Origin of the sequence: Ochrobactrum quorumnocens, assembly GCF_002278035.1 — a bacterium.
Classification (GTDB): Bacteria; Pseudomonadota; Alphaproteobacteria; order Rhizobiales; family Rhizobiaceae; genus Brucella; species Brucella quorumnocens.
Genome location: NZ_CP022604.1, coordinates 2,110,118 through 2,130,494 on the forward strand (window position 1 = coordinate 2,110,118; position 20,377 = coordinate 2,130,494).

The window sequence follows — 20,377 nt, forward strand, 5'->3', positions numbered from 1 at the left end:
CGGCAGTCATAAGCACCGCACATACCTAAGATAGGCAGAGTCCCTGTATTCTTTCAAGAGTCTTGGCTTCTTTTGAAGCGCATCTTAGACGTAAAGTGGCTTTACACTTTTCGGATGTGCTCAAGACATCCTTCATTTGTTCGATTTTTGTTTACGCAGCGCACTTGAAGAAAGCGAAGAACGCGGCCCGTGAATAAACGTCCAGGCCGGTGGATTACGCCGTGCAAGGATCGGCGCGTAATGTTCATCTAGCCGGCTATCGGAAAATGTTTGCGCCATCCGTGACGACAGATAAGCCAAAGTCGAACCCGGCCGGTCGATCACTGCGATCGGGAAGTTCTGCGCAATCTCCCGCCAGCGCTGCCAGCGATGGAAAGAAGCCAGATTGTCTGCACCCATAACCCAGACGAAATGCACACCGGGATTGGCCTTGCGGATCAGCGCCAGAGTGTCGGCTGTGTAGCGCACATTGAAGGCTGCTTCCAGCGCCGTCACCTTGATGCGCGGATCGCTTGCGACATGCTCACTGAGCTCTAAGCGTTCAGCAAGCGGCGCAAGTTCCCGCTTATCCTTCAGTGGATTGCCGGGCGTCACCATCCACCAGAGCTGATCGAGCTTCAGCCGCCGGATGGCGATTTCAGCGACCAGCGCATGACCACCATGTGGTGGATTGAACGAGCCGCCAAACAGGCCGACCGTCATGCCCTTTTCGACATGCGGCATGCGCAAATATTGTGCATCAACGTCCGGATAACTCGCCTTTAATGCGGAAAGCCCAAAGCCGAACCGCATTAGCACATGATCCCGAAAAGGGGGTACCAGTTTTCGGATAAGATCATGTCGAGCCTAACCTCTAACCTGTCCGTTTCCACGAACACGATATTTGAAGGAGGTCAGTTGTTCGACGCCAACCGGACCACGCGCATGCATCTTGCCAGTCGCGATACCAATTTCCGCACCCATGCCGAACTCGCCGCCATCAGCAAACTGCGTCGAAGCATTGTGCAAAAGAATGGCCGAGTCGATCTCGTTGAAGAAGCGTGCAACGACATCCGCATCCCTAGCCACAACAGCTTCGGTGTGGTGCGAGGAATAACGGTTGATATGCTCAATCGCGCCAGAAACACCATCGACCAGCGCCACCGAAATGATTGCATCGAGATATTCGGTAGACCAGTCTTCTTGCGCGGCAGGCGTCGCGGCTTCATAAAGTGCGACGACTTCACCGCTGCCCCGAATTTCGCAGCCCTTCGAAGCCAGATCTTCAAGAACCGGCACCAGATGCGTTTGAGCCACCGCGCGATCCACAAGCAAGGTTTCGGTCGCACCGCAAATACCGGTGCGGCGCATCTTGGCATTCACAGCAATCGCACGCGCCATGTCGAGATCAGCGGACTTATCGATATAGAGATGACAGATGCCTTCAAGATGCGCGAAAACCGGCACGCGCGCTTCCGATTGCACCCGCGCAACGAGGCTTTTACCGCCCCGTGGCACGATCACGTCAATCGCACCATTGAGACCTTTGAGCAGTTCGCCAACCGCCGCGCGGTCTGTAACCGGCACAATCTGGATTGCATCGGCAGGCAATTGAGCTGCCTCCAGTCCCGCAACCAGAGCCATATGAATAGCAGCCGACGAATGTGCGGAATCCGAACCACCACGCAAAATCACGGCATTACCGGCTTTGAGGCACAATGCGCCAGCATCCGCCGTCACATTGGGACGGCTTTCATAGATCACGCCAATCACACCTAACGGCGTGCGAACACGCTCGATATGGAGACCATTCGGACGATCCCACTCGGCAATCACTTCACCGACCGGATCATTCAATTCAGCAATAGCGCGAATGCCGTCAGCAATCACCTGAATACGACTGTCATCCAGTGTCAGCCGATCAACAAACGAAGCTGCCATCCCGCTTTCCGCAGCATTGGCAAGATCGAGCTTGTTGGCTTCAAGAATAGCGTCTTTGCTTGCAAGGATGCTATCTGCAGCAGCAAGCAGGGCTTTGTTTTTCTGTTGAGGCGAAGCGATGGAAAGCGGAGCCGCTGCCTGTCTGGCTTTACGACCAACTTCTGCCATGATGGCTGCGATGTCAGTTCCGGCATCCACTTTGTTCAACATCCTCTTCCCCTTACGCTTCTTCCGTCTCGGTAGTGGTCACACCTCGTACCACCAGATCATTACGGTGGATCATCGCAGCGCGCGCATCATAACCAAGAATGGCACTAATCTCATCGCTTTTATGCCCAGCAATTTTGCGCGCATCGTCAGCATCGTAAGCAATCAGTCCACGCGCGATTTCGCGGCGCTCTTCATTCAGCACTGCAACCGTATCACCGCGCTCGAACTGACCTTCAATCTCTTTCACACCCGCAGGCAGTAGCGATCTTCCAGACTTCAGCGCCTTAGCCGCACCGGCATCGACCAATAATTTTCCAGCAGGTTCCAGATTGCCGGAAATCCAGGTCTTCCAGGCATTAACCGGCGCACGCGACGGCTCAAACAAGGTTGCGCGTTCTCCACGATCAATGGCTGAAAGTGGCGCCATACGCGTGCCGGAGGTGATAATCATCGCGGTGCCTGCAGCATTGGCAATCTTGCCAGCATCAAGCTTGGTCTTCATGCCACCGCGCGAAAGTTCGGATGCAGCCGCACCCGCCATAGCCTCAATCTGGGGAGTAATCGTTGTAACGAGCGGCAGAAACTGCGCGTTCGGGTCCTTGTGCGGAGGTGCCGTATAAAGCCCGTCAATGTCCGAAAGAAGGATCAGCAGATCAGCACCCATCATGGTGGCTACACGCGCTGCCAGACGGTCATTGTCGCCATAACGAATTTCGGTTGTCGCGACCGTATCGTTTTCATTGATGATCGGAACCGCGCCAAGTTTCAAAAGCGTTTCAATGGTCGCGCGCGCATTGAGGTAGCGGCGGCGCTCCTCGGTGTCTGAAAGTGTCACCAGAATCTGGCCAGACTTGATGCCGTGGCTGCCGAGCACGTCGGCATAAGCCTTGGCAAGCGCGATCTGACCTGCGGCAGCTGCCGCCTGGCTTTCCTCAAGCTTTAACGACTTTTTCGGCAGCCCAAGAACTGTGCGGCCAAGTGCAATGGCCCCTGAAGAAACTACCAGAACTTCCACCCCGGCACGCGCCAGATTGGCAATGTCCTGACCCAATGTCTCAAGCCAGCTCTGCTTGAGACCAGTTGATCGGTCCACCAGCAGAGCGGAACCGATCTTTATGACGATGCGGCGATAGTCTTTGAGTTGTTTCAGCATGCATTCATTTCCTCGCCGCACCGAAAGCGCATCCCCAAAAGGGTGAAGTTGTTTTCGGACAAGATGCGCTTAAGATAATAATTATCCTCAGTCTTCGGCTTCAGCCGTACCCGCCTCTGCAGCCCGGCTCTTATCAATAACGCTTGCAAGCTGACGCAGCGTATCGTTCAGACCTTCATGACTGACCGCAGAAAGTAGCAACGGATCGCGCCCGCAGGCCTTTTTCAGTGCCTTGATCTTGATCTTGCGTGCATCCGGATCAAGCGTATCAATTTGCGATAGCGCTACAATTTCCGTCTTTTCAGCAAGACCGTGCTCGTAAGCTTCGAGCTCGCCACGAATGACGGTGTAAGCCTTTGCCACATCCTCTTCCTGCGCCGATACCAGATGCAACAGCACACGCGTGCGCTCGACATGGCCAAGGAAGCGGTCACCAAGGCCCACACCTTCGCTTGCGCCTTCAATAAGCCCAGGAATATCGGCAATCACAAACTCACGACCATCAACACGCGAAACACCAAGATTAGGATGCAGCGTGGTAAAAGGATAATCGGCAATCTTTGGCTTGGCAGCTGTCACACTTGCGAGGAATGTGGATTTGCCCGCATTCGGCAATCCGACCAGACCGGCATCGGCAATCAGCTTCAGGCGCAGCCAGATCGTGCGCTCGATACCGTCAAGGCCCGGATTGGCGCGGCGCGGCGCACGGTTTGTTGACGTTGTAAAATGCAGATTGCCAAAGCCACCATTACCACCCTTGGCGAGACGATAACGCTGACCGAGTTGAGTAATGTCGCAAATCAGCGTTTCATTATCTTCTTCAAAAATCTGCGTACCAACAGGCACTCTAAGCACGACATCGTCGCCCTTGCCACCCGTCATGTTGCGGCCCATGCCATGCATGCCGGTCTTGGCCTTGAAATGCTGCTGGTAGCGATAATCGATCAGCGTATTGAGACCGTCTACCGCCTCGACCCACACATCACCGCCACGACCGCCATCACCGCCGTCAGGACCACCGAATTCAAGAAATTTCTCGCGCCGAAACGAAACAGCGCCTGCACCGCCCGCGCCGGAGCGAATGTAAATCTTGGCCTGATCGAGAAATTTCATTGAACTTACCTCTTGTGACGCATCCGAAACTTGTATCGTAGCGCGTCTTAAACTTGGGACCGCACGCAATCTCGTGCAATCCGATTTGCAATTACAGCAAAACCCTTGTCCTGCAAACAGCTAGTGCTCCGATTCCGACATTTGCATCACTCCGCTGCAGGTAACGAACAAATGTCAAATTCAATCCACTCGACGACACTGGTTTTCAGCCTAAATTCTGTTTCCACGCAGGATCGCTGAAATCGATATAGAGCAGTTCCTGATCCAGATACTGCCCCTGCACGAAAAGCGACTTTGGCTCAACGCCATAGGATTTGAAACCAAGCTCATAATAGATGCGCTTCGCAGGCTCATTGGTCGCCACGACTTTCGCATCCAGTATCACGACGTGCTGCGCCGCGTGTTCGATAATCCGTTCAACAAGCGCCTTACCAAGAGCTAATCCACGTGCTTCCGGCGCAACATAGACACTTACCAGAGTGCCGCGATGCCGCTCCGACTTGCGCTCGTGCCGATAAAGCCCGGCAATGCCCATCAAGTTCTCGCCATCAAAGGCACCGAAAATAACATTGCCATTCACCTGTTCCAGACGACGTGCAAACACGCTGTCGGAATAGGCGTTTTCTTCATCAAAACTCGATCCGAATGCCTGCGGCGCAAGTTGTAGCGCCGAAAGTCGGATTGCCCGAAACCTGTGCAGATCGCCTTTGTCGAGTGCACGTAACGTCAGCCGGTCGCGGCTTAACGCGTGAATATCAATCATTTCATTCCCCGATCATTATCGGCCCTGTAACTGAAGCCACAGGGCCATTTTTTATAATTATGACTGCCAGCTTCTCAGGCCGATCCAAGTCCGACGGTCAAGAACGTAACGTTCGACAGGAACGTTACCAACGGCCAGCGAATCCGACATGCCCATTCCGCTGAACTGGAAGCCACACTTATGGATCACCCGTCTTGAACCGTCATTGCTGACACGGCACGAAACATGCAGCCGTTCTATAGGCGTTGCCCGGAAAGCCAGATCAATCAACACGTGCGCGGCTTCGGTGGCAAAACCATGCCCCCAATAGGGCTCGCCGAGCCAATATCCGATCTCCAGCCCTTCGCCGTGTTTATGCGCGTGGATGCCACAACAGCCCATAAATATGCCAGTTTCAGCTTGGGTAATTGCGTAAATGCAATTGCCCATCTCGCCTTTTCGCACGCGCTCGACAAAGTCGACTGCATTTTCGCGGGTGTACGGATGAGGCATACGGGCGAGCATAGCGGAGACGCGGGTGTTATCGGCAAGATAGGAAATTGCATCCACGTCTTCAGTGTGCGGCGGGCGGAGCACCAGCCGTTCGGTAACGAGGACGGGGCAATCTAACTGATCTGCTAATCCGGGCGAGAGATCAGCATAGCTGTCCTCCCGCTCACTACAGCTCTCGTAATAATCTTCTTCTAAAACTTCGACGACCATTGTTCTGTCCTCCAGATGAAAAAAAGGGAAGATGGTTGTCCCATCTTCCCTTCGATCTTCTGGCAGGTCGCCATATGTACCGGGTCCATGGGACGCCGGTACTTTATAGAGGTCCGGCTTACTCTGCTGCTTCCGCGATCGGATTGACCGACACGTAGGTGCGGCCGTTGGCTTTCGCGCGGAAAGACACCGAACCTTGGGTAAGCGCAAACAAGGTGTGATCCTTGCCGATGCCTACATTGGCGCCCGGATGCCACTTGGTGCCGCGCTGACGCACGATAATGTTGCCAGCGAGCACAGCTTCGCCACCAAACTTCTTCACGCCAAGGCGCTTCGACTCTGAATCGCGACCGTTACGCGACGAACCACCAGCTTTTTTGTGTGCCATTGGATTTCTCCTTTAATCTCTTCTACTTACTCAGCCGACTCAGCCTTGGCTGCAGCCTTCTTAGGCGCTGCCTTCTTTGGCTTTGCGGCTTCGCCTTCAGCGGCGTCTGCCTTCGGAGCTGCCTTCTTGGCTTCTGCCTTCTTGGAAGGCTTCGCACCATCGGTGAGGATCTCCGAGATACGGATAGTCGTCAGTTCCTGACGATGACCGCGGGTACGCTTGGAGTTCTGACGACGACGCTTCTTGAACGCGATCACCTTGCGAGCGCGGCCCTGTTCAACGACTTCTGCCGTTACCAGAGCGCCTTCAACAACTGGCGCGCCAATGGTCGAACCAACCATCAGAACTTCTGCAAATTCTACAATGTCGCCAGCTTCGCCAGCAACCTTTTCAACCTTGATCAGGTCGTTTGCGGCAACGCGGTACTGCTTGCCACCAGTCTTAATGACTGCGAACATTTGTTTTCCTTTCGGGTCGTTCGGTCCAGCTCTCATACCCAGCAACGCAAGCGCCTTGGGCACGGGCCGTCTTTTTATCAGTCGATTGATTTTGGAAGCTTCTCAGCCTCCTGATCAGAGCCCGGAAAACCGGAAATCTCCAATCAAAACAATAAGCGCGGACTACCCCACACATAAAGTCAGGTGCTTATAGATATGAGGTAGCGGAAAAGTCAAGAATTTTCGTCCCGGAATGCAAATTAGGTCTTGTCTAATTGTGTTTGGCCCGTTATTGAGCCGCTACACACTTAGCATTCGCTTTAGATGCTTACCGACGGCGCGATTTTCATAGATCGTTTTACCGTAGTGCACAATGCGGAGAGGTGGCTGAGTGGTCGAAAGTACCGCACTCGAAATGCGGCGTGGGGGTAACTCCACCGTGGGTTCGAATCCCACCCTCTCCGCCATTTAATTATTGAAATCAAATTCTTACACGAAATACAGCTTAATCGTAGGGATTTCCACGCGCGGCCCAGCGCTTGTCTGCAATCAAGAGCCACGCTCAAGGCACGTCGCAGAGATTCTACTCATATCTATTGATAGGCTGAGAAGCTCCTTTCAACTCCGCTAAAGCCAATGTTATGAGTTCTTCCCATGTTTGGCTGAGCAAAGAGGTTTGCCGATTCAGTTCACCTATCCTACTCATAACTCTATCATACACATCCTGCGACACCCAGCCCTCTCCGGCAACGCGCCAAGTCATCCAACCACGACCATCCGAGGTGTAGAGATTGAAAAGGTCACGTAGAAATTTTTCAGCATCGCGACAAAGCTGTTCATAGTGCACCTGGATATTCTTATTGTGGAAGGGGAAGATATCGTCGTTGTGATACCGGACGAGTTGTTGGATGCCATCGTAGTCGGTATCGTGCATAGATGTTTCAATAGCGTGCTCGCGTAAAATGTAAGCTTGATGCCGGTCTACGAGCTTAAGAAGCGAGTTCAACTTATTTACATCATCGACCATCATACCGTCGTGCGCACTGTTGCCATTAGAGAAATCTGCAAGCTCGATTCCCAACCACGTAACGAGTGATCCGATCAAGAGGATTACGCCCGCGATATTCAGATTTTGAAAGTCAATCGGCCACTGCACCCACACAAGTGACCCCATGACAGCCAAGCAGGAGCCAATTCGTGCAAGCTTACTCGGATGTTCAGGGATTACTCGCATATAAAATAGCTCCTGCTAATTCTATCGGTCTTATCGCATTTCAGCACTTCCAAAATCGCACGGGATTCTGAACATGCTTTAATTCTGGGTTCGTAATCTGCTTGCCCCGGTTTCCTACATACAGATCCCACACACTTTCTGGTGCTTCTTTGCCAATGAACCCAAATCGATGTCCCTCAGCATCTGACGCGTGTGGCACATCAGAGAAGTTTTCAAGCGTTGCGGGTAGCCAGACCTCCGACGAAAACACCCCAACGGCCACACCACGAATGACCGCAATCACGTAAGCGGCATTCTCCGCCCGCTTCCTATTGATGCGCCAGCAGTATCGGACGAGATCATATATCGCTTTCCGATTGAAACGCTCCTCAAGCTTGTTGATGCAAATAAGGACCAGCCCGTCTGCAGGTTCTGTCGGAAACTCAGGAAGGCTGTATTTGTCTATTAATTCGATGTGATTCATCGGACCACGATCAGTGCTTGCATGACCGCCCTGAATATTGGTTAGTCCGGGATAAGCATCGATCAGCGCCGCTTCTACTTCGAATATAGCTGCGTCCGGGATTTCGTGCCTGTGAATGACGTGGGTGACGGAAAGACCGGCGTTCTTGATTGCCCGAATACGATCCAGCTTGGCGCCAAGGATTTGATCCCCGTCTCCGTCGCCAGCGGACACGCCTGCCGCATGGTCAAACACACGATTGGCTTTGCCTTTTCCGACATAAAACGTCTCGCCGTTGCGCGGATCGATTAGTCGATAGACATAATTGCCAAGCTTCTCGCAAACTTCTTCCGAAAAACGCATCATTAAATCTCAGTTCAAAGTGATAATTTTGGCAGGCGCGAACGTCTCATATTTTTTGACACCGGTAACCAGCCCCTTACCAAACTTCGGTGATCCAACAGTTCCCTTCAGCCAGCACTCCTTTTTAGGTTTGACGTATGTAAAAGCCACGCAGCGATTATTGTCGATACACGCAAGACGGCACGTCAAAGGGGTTCGAGCTGATGTATGAGGGCGACGAGACAGATCGCCTCCTGGCAAATCGACATCGTCAAAAAGCGCTTTTGCCGGATCAATCATACCAAGCGAAAATGGTTCAGGATCAGACTCCGAACCGCTGAGAAAACGACCAGAGAATGCGACGCTATTTCCGTCCGCTCGCCCCTCGTTCGACTTAAGAAAGCAGTTCGGCCCCTTTTTAACCTTAGGATTAGTATTGAACGTAAACGCCTTGCACTGGCCGTTCATTTCAAGACAGCTTTTAGCACATGCAGCAGCGTCGACGACGCGAACGCTGGATATATCTTCACCGAAGAGATCAAGCCCTGTGTAAACCGCTATCCTGTTCGGGCGTTTGGTAAACTCTTCAAGCGGTGACAGCTTGGCGAGGGTTTCAGCTTCAACATTTGGGGGCGGCGCAGGAGCTATAGTTTCAATACCGGCTTCAGGCCTGACAGTTCCTGCATCTTCCTCGTTTTTTTCAGAAGTTGAACCAGCAGCTGGCCGACCAACGTCTATTCGCTGATCGACTGACCGATTAAGTTCGTATCGCTGAATTTCTTCCGGACTGAATACGTGCATCTCATTTGGTGGCGTCTTGAACATGATCTGCATAACCGCTGGCGGCGTATCAAATCTGCTCAGCACTTCTATAATGTCGGATATCGCCAATTGAGCACCGACCAGATCAGGTGAGTCTGACGATATCTGATGAACGCCTAATTCGCCATCAGCCTTGCGCTCCTTGCCCGACAGGAAGATATATGAACATGCCGAATAGCACTTGCTCGCTTTTGGAATGTAAGTCGCCAAGGCTCGCTGGTGGATGTCGTCGGCTATGAGCAAGCCAGCCTGAACGTTGCCACCATCGCTATTAAGTATGATCAGTTTGGCATCTGGTGCAGCGCGGAGAGCTCTACGAAAATCCAGAGCAGCCCCCGGAGCTACAATGCCATTCATCTTAATTACATCTGGCTTAGATTCATCAACCGTAAAAGGACCGAAGCTAGTCTCGGTCGCAAACGCGACTCCGACGGCAATTATATAGAATGCTGACAAAATGCCCGCAACGGCGCAAACAAAAGACTTACGCATGACCCACCCCATTTTCAGATGATCTAGCATCAACCACGAGGTGCGGACAAGAATGCGTTTCTGCATATGTAATTCATTGCTACAGGAGGTCGCACTATGTCGGGCTCGAATCCTACGATTTTATTAATTGTATCAAATACTTAACCTGAATACAACTTGCTCGTATGGATCTCCGTGCGCTGCTCAGCGCTGGTGCGCTATCAAGGGACACGCTCAAGGCACGCCTTGCCTCATACTGGCATTTTTTTGCTCCATTACTGTTACACATACTTCTGCTTTCACGTAATTAAACCTAGTTGACAATTTATCTCTTCCTACTATTTTGATCTTGCTTACGTGTATTGAGTGCATAGTGTGGCACTTGGCCTAGCGTTTCGTCTGGGTCTCATTATATTGCGGAATTTTGGTGCCCTGTAAGGTAGTGATGAAACATCGCCCTACGGGACGCTCCGCTCGATGAAACATCCCTACCTTACAGGGCTTTAAGGGTAAGCAATGTTGCCATTCGCAGAAGAGCTCGACGTGGATAAAATCCATGTCCAATCGCCTTCTGCGGTGGTATTCCTGTGTGGTGGACAATACTCAGATATCAGCGAGCCTGTTCCGCTTTCACTTCGCGATGGCTTCCTTAAAATACTTGATAATCCAGTGCTCAGGGGAAAAGTTATAATTCAAGCAGAAGACATTACTAAGCTTCATATATTTTCAGACGCTTATGATGATGTGCTTCAATTTGAAACGGATTTAGCCGAAATTTCCGAACTAATTCTGCTCTTCTGTGAAAGCGAAGGGAGCATGGCAGAGTTAGGGGCATTTTGCGTAATCCAGGAAATTGCCTCAAGACTCCTCGTAATTGTTCGAGATAGGCATTGGCGAGGAAAAGGAGAGACTTCTTTCATTCGTCTCGGCCCACTACGCTCCCTTGAGCGGAAACATGGATCGAACTCAATATTTGTCATAGATGATACCGACGTTGGGGACGTGAGCTATTCAGGGGGGTGTTGATTGCCGCTGAGAACTGACCCGGAATTTCCACCGAGAACTGACCCGCCTTTTAATTATTGTTCGGGTTTTTATTCGCGGTCAAGTTTCGTGTTTTCCTTTGGTCGTTTTGTTTCTTGTGCGGAACTGTTTTTGAACCGAAAGCTATCATTTCCGGTTTCAAGGATGTGGCAGTGATGAGTGAGCCTGTCGAGCAATGCGGTCGTCATTTTGGCATCACCAAACACGCTTGCCCATTCACTGAAGCTGAGATTGGTGGTGATTATGACGCTCGTGCGCTCGTAAAGTTTGCTGAGCAGATGGAATAGAAGTGCGCCACCTGATGCGCTGAATGGCAGATATCCGAGTTCATCAAGAATGACGAGATCGGAATAAATGAGTCGGTTGGCGATCTGCCCCGATTTGCCCTGGATTTTTTCCTGTTCAAGTGCATTCACAAGTTCAACGGTTGAGAAGAACCGGACACGTTTGTGGTGGTGCTCGATCGCCTGTACTCCAATAGCGGTGGCGATATGAGTTTTACCCGTGCCGGGTCCACCAACCAGAACGATGTTGTTTGCATCATTGAGAAAGTCACAGCGATGCAGCTGCTGGACCAATGCCTCGTTTATCTCACTGCTATCGAAGTCAAAGCCGTTCAGATCACGGTAGGCTGGAAAGCGTGCAGTTTTGAGCTGATAGGCAACTGATCTGACTTCACGCTCCGCCGTTTCGGCTTTTAGCAGCTGAGAAAGAACTGGAATAGCTGCCTCGAATGCTGGTGACCCTTGTTCGGTGAGTTCACCAACTGCTTGTGCCATGCCATGCATCTTTAATTGCCGCAGCATGATAACGATAGCACCACTCGCTGGATTATGACGCATGACGAGCCTCCGCCTTTCTCAAGGTGTCATAGCGTGCGACGTTGGCCTTGGGTTCATTGTTAAGGGTAAGTGCCTGCGGCGCATTAATCGGGGGTGGAATGAGAGATTTGCCGTCGACCAAACGGTGAAGCAAATTGAGGATATGGGTCTTTGTCGGCACTCCCGACTTCAGTGCCATATCGACTGCCATAAGTACGGCCTGTTCATCATGCTGTAAGACGAGGGAAAGGATATCGACCATTTCCCTATCGCCGCCCGGCTTCTTCAACAGATGAAACTGGAGTGTGCGAAACGCTTCAGGAAGCTCCGTGAAAGGAGCGCCATTGCGCAATGCACCGGGCTTTCGTTGAACGACCGACAAATAGTGCCGCCACTCATAGACAGTGTGACCTGGTGCTTCGTGAGAGCGATTGAAGATGCGTGAATGCTCGCAAATGATCTGCCCTTCGGCAGCGACCACGACAAGATCAGGATAGACACGCAGGCTTACTGGACGATTGGCAAAGGATGCTGGAACACTATAACGCGTACGATCAAAGTGAACGAGGCAGGTCGGTGATACGCGCTTGGTATATTCGACAAAGCCATCAAAAGGTCGGGAAACGGGCATGAGAGCCTGAGCTTCCTCCATCCAAAGATCGGCTATGCTGCCGCGCATTTTGCCATGCTGTGTCGTTGCCCAGAAAAACCTGCAACGTTCCTCCAGCCAGTCGTTCAATTCATTCAGTGAAGCAAATCGTGGAGCTGGTTGAAAGAACCGATGCCGAGAATCCTGAACATTCTTCTCAATCTGTCCCTTCTCCCAACCCGATGCAGGATTGCAGAAGTCTGGTTCAAACAAATAATGGCTGGCCATGGCTTGAAAGCGAATATTGACGTCCCGTTCTTTGCCTCGACCGACCTTATCGATGGCTGTACGCATATTGTCATAAATGCCACGCCGTGGAACGCCACCAAGCACACGGAATGCATGGTTGTGAGCGTCAAACAGCATCTCATGGGACTGTGTGAGATAAGCACGAATGATAAAAGCTCTGGAATAACTTAGCTTCGTATGGGCGACTTGAAGCTTTGTCCGTTCACTGCCGATAATTGCCCAGTCTTCTGACCAGTCGAATTGAAATGCTTCGCCAGGCTCAAAGCTCAAAGGGACAAACGTACCTCGACCCGATGTCTGGTTGTGCATATGAAGATCGGCCTTCCACTCGCGGGCAAAGGTGGCAACGCGACTGTATGATCCCTCATAGCCCAGAGCGACAAGGTCAGCGTGCATCTGCTTCACCGTGCGCTTTTGTTTGCGAGGTTTGCGATCTTCCGACTTTAACCACGTGGTCAGTCGGTCAGAAAATGGGTCGAGTTTGCTTGGCCTGTCCGGAACCTGAAATTTTGGTTCAACGCCATTGAGACGCAGATACTTGCGGATGGTGTTCCGCGATAGGCCCGTTCGTCGGGCAATCTCGCGGATCGATAGTTCGTCCCGGTAATGCCACCGGCGGATAACGCTCAATAATGCCATGTCGATCACTCCATAGCCCTCGCTGAAAAACAAACGAGGGAAGGTTCAAACATGGGTCAATTCTAAATGGAAATATCCGCCCAAACTGGGTCAGTTCTCAGCGGCAATCAACAATCCTGTCGTTCTGAGGTCCCCTTGCAGCACACCCGATATGCGAGATTCCGTTACCGAAACCTCAAATATTCTTCTGGGCAAATCGATCAAATGCTTTGAGGAATTCGCCTAAGAACTTTGCCGTATCAGGCATAAGCTTGCCGCTTTCATCAACGAGTTTATCAACATGCGCGAGATAAGCCTCGGGCTGTTGCAAGGTCGGCATATCGAGGAATACCAGCGATTGCCGCAGATGATGATTGGCGCCAAAGGCAGAAATATTTCCCGGCGAACCGCTGATAATCGCTGCAGGCTTTCCGCTCCAGACACTCTGCCCGTAAGGACGCGACCCCACATCGATTGCGTTCTTCAAAGCACCCGGAACAGATCGATTATATTCTGGTGTCACGAAAAGAACGGCATTTGTCTTACTCACTTCTGATCGAAACCGCATCCATTCTGCGGGTGGCGTATTCTCATCTAGATCAGGATTATAAAGCGGCAAATCGCCGATCTCAATGCTCCTTAGAGTCATGTCCTTCGGCACAACGGAACTCAACCCCAAAGCCACTCGGCGATTAAACGAATCTTTTCTCAGGCTTCCAACCAGAACAGCTACATTCAACTGTGACATTCGCTTTCTCCCTTGTTGCAGCAATACGAGCCGTTTCAAAACACACTCGCCTTATAAGCTAAGACAGCACACAACAATTGACAGCAGAAACTCAACTCTGATCAAAATTCAATTCGGGATGGGCCGCTTTTCATGCCCGGCTGATAACAACGAAATGTCGTCTTTCCCGCAGCCTTAGCAGAATAAAGCGCCGTATCCGCATTGATAAAGACACTGGATGCAGAATCTCCTGATATCTCTGCTATGCCGATTGATGCTCCGAGCTTTAACATTTTATTGCCAAACTTTATCGGTTCACAGAGACGTTCAATTATGATTTGTGCAAGCTTTTCAGCCTCTTCTTTATCATAAGAGCTCGGCGCGATAACTGCGAACTCATCTCCACCTATTCTGAAAATACTGTTGCCTGTGTGATTTATTGCACTAAGGCGCTCACCCATCGTCTTGATACACGCATCACCAGCGAGGTGACCATAATCGTCATTTATACTTTTGAACCCATCCAGATCGATGAGCAAAAGAAATCCAGATTTGCTGTCGATGGCCGCATATTCCAACGCTGAAGTCAGTTTTAAATGGAACTGGCTTTTATTGGCCAGTCCCGTCATTTGATCATATTCGGCGAGATATATGATGCGGTCAAACAAAGCTTTCTGATCTGTGATATCTTGCTTCATACCAAAAATTCGAACCGGCACGTTATCCTGACATTCGATAGAAGCCGTGATCCGTATCCAGCGCTTGTTACCACGGAATGTTGTTATTTCGGCTTCCAGTGTGAAACCGCTGCATTCTGCTATGGCACCCGACCTGCGCTTTTGTAGCTCCTGCCGGGAACTCTCGGTATAGCAATCCAGTGTCTGAGATCGGTTAAGCGGCGCGCCCCGTGGAAGCTCAAATATATCATAGACATAGTCTGACCACGTCAACGCCTCGTCGGGTAATGTACACTCCCAGATACCGATTTGAGCGACAATAGAAGATTGCCCATATATTTTTTTGAAGTGTGAAAGCGTTTGCGCCTGCTCATTGATGAGCTTTTCTTTGTTTTCTAAGTCGAGCCGCAGCCGCTCCAACTCGTCTTTCAACTGGCTCAGCGCAGCGTCATCCTTGATGGACATTAATATTCTCTACTGTTGCAGCAACAATGACAGTCATACCATCATATCCGAAAGGATCCGTTTATTAAGGCACTGCTTATGAAGATAAACTATATATGAGTCATGCTCAACGACGCGGCAAATTCGTTATCGACACTAACTCTCAGCATAGCTCACACATGGCCAAACCGCGCCAGTTCAGCATACTCAATTACGCGGTCTTCGCGCTTCTCGTAGAGAGCCAAACCATGCTAGATGACCGACATGAGTGTGTTGTCTGATATTTCTCCCGTTTATAATCCGCCGTTAGAGCCGTATGTTTCGATCATCCATCGCGATGCGGATATTCTGGTTCTGGATAAGCCAAGCGGACTGTTATCCGTGCCCGGACGTCATCCGGCGCTTTCTGACAGCCTGGCCACACGCGTCCAAAAACAGTTTCCAAAAGCTTTGATGATCAATCGTCTGGACAAGGACACGTCCGGTCTCGTGCTCATGTCGCTCAATCGCAAAGCCCACGCCGCTATTGCAGCGCAGTTTGAAGCGCGCACAACAGAGAAGCGCTACATTGCCGAGGTTTGGGGTCGGGTGGCACAAGACGAGGGACTGATCGATCTGCCACTGGCAATCGATCCGGACAATAAACCGCGTCATCGGGTCGATCTTGATAACGGCAAGCAAGCCCAGACACGCTGGCAGGTGCTGGAACGTCATGAAAACAGCACGAGGATTCAGTTGTTTCCGCTGACCGGTCGTACTCATCAACTGCGCGTTCACATGAAAGCGCTGGGACATGTTATTCTCGGTGATGAGTTTTATGCCAAAGGTGAGGCACTTGGCGCGGCAGACCGCTTGCTTCTTCACGCAGAAGAAGTCGCTTTCCATCACCCGGATGGTCGGCATGTGCAATTCACGGCCCCTTGCCCTTTCTAACAATGGCTATGTTTCGGAAATACCCATGTCGCAGAAAATAGACACATCGGAACTGGTTGTTGATTTTGTCGGCGGTGCCGTCGGGCATCGCTTTCGTTCTGGCGAGGGGCGCGGACAGGCTCTGGCAAAGGCGGCGGGTCTTGTAAGTGGCATCACGCCAGACATCGTGGATGCAACAGCCGGTCTTGGCCGCGACGCTTTTCTGCTCGCCGCACTGGGGGCGAAAGTAACGCTGATAGAGCGATCAGAGAAAATGCACAGTCTGCTGGCTGAAGGGCTGGCGCGCGCTGCAGCTGAAGGCGGTCAGTATGCGGAAACCGTGGCGCGCATGACGCTATTACATGGCGATTCCTGCCTGCTGATACCGGAATTGAAGCCAATGGTCGTTCTGGTTGATCCCATGCACCCACCGCGAGGGAATTCAGCACTGGTCAAAAAGGAAATGCGCCAAATCCGCGAGATCGTCGGCACCGACGCAGACTCTGAGAAGCTGATGCAGGTCGCGCTGGAGCATGCGCAAAATCGCGTCGTGCTCAAATGGCCCTTGCGTGCAGAGCCGATGGCAGGGCTACGCAAGCCCTCCCATCAGATTCTCGGTAAAAGCACCCGCTACGATGTCTTCGTGAAAGCAAAGATCGTGGCTGATTAGATCAGTGCCCTCAACTTGTTGAGATGCACGCATTAGAGCATTTCCAGTTTTCATTGAACCGCTGGAACTGCTCTATCAATCTGTTTTGCGCGCATCTTGTTCTGCAAAACCGCTTCGCACTTTTCGAGATGCGCATTACGCTCAATTCGAGCACTTCACATCATAAGACAGGACCGATGGCGTATCACCTACCGTTGTGACAGACAGGCTGTGGTCAGCATTCTTATAGGAGAAGCCGCAATAGCCGAAGCCGGTTCCTGAGCAGCCATCAACCTCGCTGATACCCATCTCTCGCAAACCCTTCGATATGATGTCCAGCTCATCCTTGCTTTCTTCTGGCTGCCAGCCATGTTCATTGAGCATGATACGCGCCAGACTAATCGGCAGTCGATAAATATTAGGTACCGTCACCTGGCCGGAACAGAATTTCTCTTCGCCCGGTAATGCGGTGATAATGATACCTTTGCCACCAACCAGCTTCACATCAGCAACCGGCTGCTGTACCCAGTCGCCGTCCCAAATGCGCAGGCCGTCGCCATTCTGTTCAACACGACCCAGACTGAGCGCGGCATTTTTGGCCGCATATGCAAGTGCAACAAGTTTGCCGTCTTCATAAAAGGCAAGATTGCCTTCCTTCAACAGGCACGATCCGCTCGTTCCTTGTTCCATGTCGGCCACGAAGCTGACAGCCTGCAGAGAACCAAGTTTCGCTTCACCGGTTACGGTCCAGCCCTGCTGTTCAACCGCGCGCGCCTCGACACTTGGAGTTTTGCTGGCTGGGGTATCACAGGATTCCGCTTCGTGACTCTTTTTCGGAACTTTCGGCAGTTCTGCTAAGCGCACAATATCAACACCACTGACCTGCGAAACGGGGATGAACTTATCGGGTTGAGTTGATGGGGTAGTGTGTGCTTGACCATTCGCAGAGGTTGCAAACGCCAATGTCATGCCGGCCACGAGAAGACGAGAGATCATACCATCCATTCCAAAATCGATATTCTTGCAGACGAAGCAGAGCATTGACTAAAGAGGCCCGGCCTGATTCCGGCACAAGATAGCAGCCAAACGTTCATTTTAAAGCCAAAACATTGGTTTTGTTGTTTCTTGACTGCAATTCAACTCAATCGTTCAAGATAGCGATTTGAATTGTTTGAAACTTGGAAGCATTATCGATGCTTGTGAAGCTGCAACACAGGCGAACCAGATTGAGGCCGGATGAAAAACACCATTGATCTGACGACAGCGCCTATCAATCAAGCATTGTTGCTCTTTGCTCTGCCCACACTCGGATCTTCGATCCTGCAATCAGCAAACGGCTCCATTGACACAATCTGGATCGGACAGCTGCTCGGGACAGATGCGCTTGCCGCGACCACCAACGGCAATCTGGTGATGTTTTTGCTAACAGCCTTTGTCTTTGGCTTTGGGATGGCATCAACTATTCTCATTGGTCAGTCTTTCGGACGCCGCGATATAGAAACAGCGCGCGCCATCACAGGCACAACGCTGGGCGCATTCATTCCGGTCAGCATCATAGTCTCAATCGTTGGCTGGTTTCTTGCGCCTTCTGTGTTGGGGCTTCTCGGAACGCCCGAAACCATCGAGCCATTGGCGCGCGCCTTCCTGCAGGTAACCTTCGTCGCGATGCCTGCCATTCTCATGCAGACCATTCTGATGATGGCGCTGCGCGGCAGTGGCGATTCCATGACTCCGCTCATGTTCATGGGTCTCGCCGTCATCCTCGACATAGCACTTAACCCGCTGCTTATTCTTGGGATCGGTCCTATTCCCGCGCTCGGCATATCAGGCTCAGCACTCGCCACAGCCGTAGCCAATTATATCAGCCTCGCTGCCATGCTCATCTATGTCTATCGCCGAGATTTGCCTTTGCGTCTCAAGGGACAGGAGCTTTGGCTTCTGGTGCCAGACCTCAAGGTCTTGAAGCTGATTTTCAGCAAAGGACTTCCGATGGGTATCCAGATGATCGTGGTATCAAGCGCCATGCTGACAATGATGCGATTGGTCAATCAGGAAGGCGTCAACACGACCGCAGCCTTCGGCGCAACACAACAATTATGGACCTATGTTCAGATGCCAGCCATGGCGCTTGGCGCAGCGGTAAGCGCCATGGCAGCGCAAAATATTGGCGCAGGCAAGTGGGACCGCGTCAGCCGCATTACTCGCATCGGAGTTTTCTATGCAATCCTGATGACCGGTATTCTCGTTGTTGTTCTACTCACCGCGGACAGGCAAGCCATGCAGATATTCCTGGGTGCTGACAGCCCTGCCATTCCGATAGGTCAGCACATCGGCAAGATCGCAACATGGGGCTTTATCGCCTTTGGCGTTTCAATGGTCCTGTTTGGTACCGTCCGAGCCAATGGCCAGGTTATGTGGCCGCTTATCATTCTGTTTGTTTCGATGTATCCGGTGCGACTTGGTGTTGCCGTCGGCATGAGAGACTGGCTCGGACCGGATGCCCTGTGGCTCAGCTTCCCTGTTGCCATGCTTTCGACGATGCTTATGGCTGGCGCGCTTTATCTTCATGGGGGATGGCGTAAGAACGAGTCAATGCATGTCGATAAATTCGAACTGGAAGGCACGGCTGCAGCCACAGCTCAGACAGCTGAAGCTGCCCCTTCATCGAACGCCCTGACACCGAACCCGTCGCACGTTCCTGAGAATAGTTAGAGCTGCCGCACCGTCGTTTTCATTGAGTGTGTGCAAGCAAAGCTCAATTCATCGCTTCGGAATCAAAAAGCCCGGCGACAGTTTGCCACCGGGCTTTGAGTGCTTAGAGCGCGTTTCGATCTGATTGGATCAGATCGGCACTCTGATTATCTGATTTAACGCGCATCTTTGTCCGAAAACCGTTTCACACTTTTCGGGATGCGCTCTAGAGCAGGCCTTCTTCTTTGAGGGCCTTTCGGGTGGCAGGACGCGCCATGACGCGTTCGCGCAGAGCAAGGGCCTTCGGATAGGCCGTAAGATCGACCTTCATCATGAGGCCCCAACCGATGATGACGGATACATAGGCATCGGGTTGCGTAAAATCGGCCCCAAGCCAGAAGTCCTGGTCGCTCGAAAGCATCGTTTCAAGCTGCCCCATACGACGATTGATGGAGGCAACCACTGTGGCCTTTGCTTCTTCAGCCAAATTGGGCGCGAACAGACCGCCGAACGCTGTATGCAGATCGCCGCAGAAGCCGAGCGCTTCCTGCAAACGGGCACGTTCAATCGTGCCATAGGCAGGCTTGAAGGCTGCAACATCAGAATGGTCACCGATATACTGCAGAATTGCTGCATTCTGCGTAATCACGACACCGGATTCAACCTCGATAGCAGGTACTGCACCACGAGGATTGATTTTCAGGTAGTCGGCACCACTCGCTGTCCTCTTTTCCTTGAGATCGACCACTTCAAGGTCGTAGGAAAAGCCAGCTTCGCTAAGCACGATGTGGGGTGCCAATGAACATGCGCCGGGTTTGTAATAGAGCTTCATCACGGTCTCCGTTGAGATAGTTTCGCTTGGGCTTCTATCAGTTTGCCGCGGGGCGACAAAATTCTTT

General features: G+C 51.7%; 21 protein-coding genes and 1 tRNA gene. 5 read left to right on the top strand and 17 right to left on the bottom strand.

Annotated features, from left to right (window positions below; all coding sequences use genetic code 11):
- Positions 1-132: 132 nt before the first annotated feature.
- The 8 genes from CES85_RS19725 to rplU form a co-directional block, all read right to left on the bottom strand.
- Entirely contained in the window at positions 133-792 is a 660-nt protein-coding gene (locus CES85_RS19725) for a nicotinate-nucleotide adenylyltransferase (RefSeq protein ID WP_095447434.1), read from the bottom strand.
- Positions 793-846: 54 nt separating this feature from the next.
- Positions 847-2,130: a glutamate-5-semialdehyde dehydrogenase gene (locus CES85_RS19730; RefSeq protein WP_095447435.1), complete on the bottom strand. Its 1,284-nt coding sequence runs from the start codon at positions 2,128-2,130 to the stop codon at positions 847-849.
- Between the two features lie 10 nt (positions 2,131-2,140).
- The gene (proB, locus tag CES85_RS19735; RefSeq protein ID WP_095447436.1) at positions 2,141-3,283 is read right to left on the bottom strand and encodes a glutamate 5-kinase; all 1,143 of its coding nucleotides are present in this window, start codon (positions 3,281-3,283) and stop codon (positions 2,141-2,143) included.
- An 87-nt stretch (positions 3,284-3,370) separates the two neighbouring features.
- Positions 3,371-4,396 carry a GTPase ObgE gene (gene obgE, locus CES85_RS19740; RefSeq protein WP_095447437.1) on the bottom strand — a complete coding sequence of 342 codons (1,026 nt, stop codon included), beginning with the start codon at positions 4,394-4,396 and terminating at the stop codon, positions 3,371-3,373.
- Between the two features lie 205 nt (positions 4,397-4,601).
- The gene (locus CES85_RS19745) at positions 4,602-5,159 is read right to left on the bottom strand and encodes a GNAT family N-acetyltransferase (RefSeq protein ID WP_095447438.1); all 558 of its coding nucleotides are present in this window, start codon (positions 5,157-5,159) and stop codon (positions 4,602-4,604) included.
- A gap of 57 nt (positions 5,160-5,216) precedes the next feature.
- The gene (locus CES85_RS19750) at positions 5,217-5,861 is read right to left on the bottom strand and encodes a GNAT family N-acetyltransferase (protein ID WP_095447439.1); all 645 of its coding nucleotides are present in this window, start codon (positions 5,859-5,861) and stop codon (positions 5,217-5,219) included.
- A gap of 118 nt (positions 5,862-5,979) precedes the next feature.
- On the bottom strand, positions 5,980-6,249 hold the full coding sequence (gene rpmA, locus CES85_RS19755) for a 50S ribosomal protein L27 (RefSeq protein ID WP_094578302.1): 270 nt from the start codon (positions 6,247-6,249) through the stop codon (positions 5,980-5,982).
- Between the two features lie 26 nt (positions 6,250-6,275).
- A complete protein-coding gene (gene rplU, locus CES85_RS19760; protein ID WP_095447440.1) occupies positions 6,276-6,707 on the bottom strand; it encodes a 50S ribosomal protein L21 in 432 nt (143 codons plus the stop codon).
- Between the two features lie 356 nt (positions 6,708-7,063).
- On the opposite strand from rplU, the gene CES85_RS19765 reads away from it, so the two are divergent.
- Positions 7,064-7,153: transfer RNA gene (locus tag CES85_RS19765), tRNA-Ser, on the top strand.
- Positions 7,154-7,269: 116 nt separating this feature from the next.
- On the opposite strand, the gene CES85_RS19770 is transcribed toward CES85_RS19765, so the two are convergent.
- Genes CES85_RS19770 through CES85_RS19780 form a run of 3 tightly spaced genes read right to left on the bottom strand, consistent with a single transcriptional unit; the run spans position 7,270 to position 10,084 of the window.
- Positions 7,270-7,920, bottom strand: coding sequence for a hypothetical protein (locus tag CES85_RS19770; protein WP_095447441.1), 651 nt, complete (start codon positions 7,918-7,920; stop codon positions 7,270-7,272).
- Between the two features lie 40 nt (positions 7,921-7,960).
- Complete coding sequence (locus tag CES85_RS19775; protein ID WP_095447442.1) at positions 7,961-8,728, bottom strand: LEM-3-like GIY-YIG domain-containing protein; 768 nt, start codon at positions 8,726-8,728, stop codon at positions 7,961-7,963.
- 6 nt (positions 8,729-8,734) lie between these two features.
- A complete protein-coding gene (locus tag CES85_RS19780) occupies positions 8,735-10,084 on the bottom strand; it encodes a PAN domain-containing protein (RefSeq protein ID WP_244923265.1) in 1,350 nt (449 codons plus the stop codon).
- 429 nt (positions 10,085-10,513) lie between these two features.
- On the opposite strand from CES85_RS19780, the gene CES85_RS19785 reads away from it, so the two are divergent.
- On the top strand, positions 10,514-11,023 hold the full coding sequence (locus tag CES85_RS19785; RefSeq protein WP_095447443.1) for a retron St85 family effector protein: 510 nt from the start codon (positions 10,514-10,516) through the stop codon (positions 11,021-11,023).
- Between the two features lie 68 nt (positions 11,024-11,091).
- Here the strand turns inward: CES85_RS19785 and istB are convergent, their stop codons facing one another.
- The 4 genes from istB to CES85_RS19805 form a co-directional block, all read right to left on the bottom strand.
- Entirely contained in the window at positions 11,092-11,883 is a 792-nt protein-coding gene (istB, locus tag CES85_RS19790; RefSeq protein WP_095447444.1) for an IS21-like element helper ATPase IstB, read from the bottom strand.
- Entirely contained in the window at positions 11,873-13,399 is a 1,527-nt protein-coding gene (gene istA / locus CES85_RS19795) for an IS21 family transposase (RefSeq protein WP_157743400.1), read from the bottom strand. Before istA ends, istB begins: the two co-directional genes overlap by 11 nt.
- A 175-nt stretch (positions 13,400-13,574) precedes the next feature.
- On the bottom strand, positions 13,575-14,126 hold the full coding sequence (locus tag CES85_RS19800; RefSeq protein WP_095447445.1) for an NADPH-dependent FMN reductase: 552 nt from the start codon (positions 14,124-14,126) through the stop codon (positions 13,575-13,577).
- A 101-nt stretch (positions 14,127-14,227) separates the two neighbouring features.
- Positions 14,228-15,247: a diguanylate cyclase domain-containing protein gene (locus CES85_RS19805; RefSeq protein WP_095447446.1), complete on the bottom strand. Its 1,020-nt coding sequence runs from the start codon at positions 15,245-15,247 to the stop codon at positions 14,228-14,230.
- Between the two features lie 243 nt (positions 15,248-15,490).
- Between CES85_RS19805 and CES85_RS19810 the strand changes: the two genes are divergently transcribed.
- Both CES85_RS19810 and CES85_RS19815 read left to right on the top strand, forming a co-directional pair.
- Positions 15,491-16,159 carry an RluA family pseudouridine synthase gene (locus CES85_RS19810; RefSeq protein WP_095447987.1) on the top strand — a complete coding sequence of 223 codons (669 nt, stop codon included), beginning with the start codon at positions 15,491-15,493 and terminating at the stop codon, positions 16,157-16,159.
- 25 nt (positions 16,160-16,184) lie between these two features.
- Positions 16,185-16,808: a class I SAM-dependent methyltransferase gene (locus CES85_RS19815; protein WP_095447447.1), complete on the top strand. Its 624-nt coding sequence runs from the start codon at positions 16,185-16,187 to the stop codon at positions 16,806-16,808.
- Positions 16,809-16,949: 141 nt separating this feature from the next.
- On the opposite strand, the gene CES85_RS19820 is transcribed toward CES85_RS19815, so the two are convergent.
- Positions 16,950-17,783, bottom strand: a complete 834-nt coding sequence (locus tag CES85_RS19820) for a hypothetical protein (RefSeq protein WP_151096099.1) — start codon at positions 17,781-17,783, stop codon at positions 16,950-16,952.
- A gap of 240 nt (positions 17,784-18,023) precedes the next feature.
- Between CES85_RS19820 and CES85_RS19825 the strand changes: the two genes are divergently transcribed.
- Positions 18,024-19,499 carry an MATE family efflux transporter gene (locus CES85_RS19825; protein WP_095447449.1) on the top strand — a complete coding sequence of 492 codons (1,476 nt, stop codon included), beginning with the start codon at positions 18,024-18,026 and terminating at the stop codon, positions 19,497-19,499.
- 205 nt (positions 19,500-19,704) lie between these two features.
- On the opposite strand, the gene gst is transcribed toward CES85_RS19825, so the two are convergent.
- Positions 19,705-20,310 (bottom strand): glutathione transferase, encoded by a 606-nt coding sequence (gst, locus tag CES85_RS19830; RefSeq protein ID WP_095447450.1) that lies wholly within the window; start codon positions 20,308-20,310, stop codon positions 19,705-19,707.
- Positions 20,311-20,377: the final 67 nt, after the last annotated feature.

What these genes read in the sequence shown, in the direction of transcription:
- CES85_RS19785 (WP_095447443.1), top strand. Translation starts at nt 10,514, where the DNA reads ATGTTGCCATTCGCAGAAGAGCTCGACGTGGATAAAATCCATGTCCAA.
- istA (WP_157743400.1), bottom strand. Translation starts at nt 13,399, where the DNA reads ATGGCATTATTGAGCGTTATCCGCCGGTGGCATTACCGGGACGAACTA.
- CES85_RS19805 (WP_095447446.1), bottom strand. Translation starts at nt 15,247, where the DNA reads ATGTCCATCAAGGATGACGCTGCGCTGAGCCAGTTGAAAGACGAGTTG.
- CES85_RS19725 (WP_095447434.1), bottom strand. Translation starts at nt 792, where the DNA reads ATGCGGTTCGGCTTTGGGCTTTCCGCATTAAAGGCGAGTTATCCGGAC.
- gst (WP_095447450.1), bottom strand. Translation starts at nt 20,310, where the DNA reads ATGAAGCTCTATTACAAACCCGGCGCATGTTCATTGGCACCCCACATC.
- proB (WP_095447436.1), bottom strand. Translation starts at nt 3,283, where the DNA reads ATGCTGAAACAACTCAAAGACTATCGCCGCATCGTCATAAAGATCGGT.
- obgE (WP_095447437.1), bottom strand. Translation starts at nt 4,396, where the DNA reads ATGAAATTTCTCGATCAGGCCAAGATTTACATTCGCTCCGGCGCGGGC.
- rpmA (WP_094578302.1), bottom strand. Translation starts at nt 6,249, where the DNA reads ATGGCACACAAAAAAGCTGGTGGTTCGTCGCGTAACGGTCGCGATTCA.
- CES85_RS19815 (WP_095447447.1), top strand. Translation starts at nt 16,185, where the DNA reads ATGTCGCAGAAAATAGACACATCGGAACTGGTTGTTGATTTTGTCGGC.
- CES85_RS19810 (WP_095447987.1), top strand. Translation starts at nt 15,491, where the DNA reads ATGAGTGTGTTGTCTGATATTTCTCCCGTTTATAATCCGCCGTTAGAG.
- CES85_RS19780 (WP_244923265.1), bottom strand. Translation starts at nt 10,084, where the DNA reads ATGCAGAAACGCATTCTTGTCCGCACCTCGTGGTTGATGCTAGATCAT.
- CES85_RS19745 (WP_095447438.1), bottom strand. Translation starts at nt 5,159, where the DNA reads ATGATTGATATTCACGCGTTAAGCCGCGACCGGCTGACGTTACGTGCA.
- CES85_RS19820 (WP_151096099.1), bottom strand. Translation starts at nt 17,783, where the DNA reads ATGATCTCTCGTCTTCTCGTGGCCGGCATGACATTGGCGTTTGCAACC.
- CES85_RS19750 (WP_095447439.1), bottom strand. Translation starts at nt 5,861, where the DNA reads ATGGTCGTCGAAGTTTTAGAAGAAGATTATTACGAGAGCTGTAGTGAG.
- CES85_RS19775 (WP_095447442.1), bottom strand. Translation starts at nt 8,728, where the DNA reads ATGATGCGTTTTTCGGAAGAAGTTTGCGAGAAGCTTGGCAATTATGTC.
- CES85_RS19800 (WP_095447445.1), bottom strand. Translation starts at nt 14,126, where the DNA reads ATGTCACAGTTGAATGTAGCTGTTCTGGTTGGAAGCCTGAGAAAAGAT.
- CES85_RS19825 (WP_095447449.1), top strand. Translation starts at nt 18,024, where the DNA reads ATGAAAAACACCATTGATCTGACGACAGCGCCTATCAATCAAGCATTG.
- rplU (WP_095447440.1), bottom strand. Translation starts at nt 6,707, where the DNA reads ATGTTCGCAGTCATTAAGACTGGTGGCAAGCAGTACCGCGTTGCCGCA.
- istB (WP_095447444.1), bottom strand. Translation starts at nt 11,883, where the DNA reads ATGCGTCATAATCCAGCGAGTGGTGCTATCGTTATCATGCTGCGGCAA.
- CES85_RS19730 (WP_095447435.1), bottom strand. Translation starts at nt 2,130, where the DNA reads ATGTTGAACAAAGTGGATGCCGGAACTGACATCGCAGCCATCATGGCA.
- CES85_RS19770 (WP_095447441.1), bottom strand. Translation starts at nt 7,920, where the DNA reads ATGCGAGTAATCCCTGAACATCCGAGTAAGCTTGCACGAATTGGCTCC.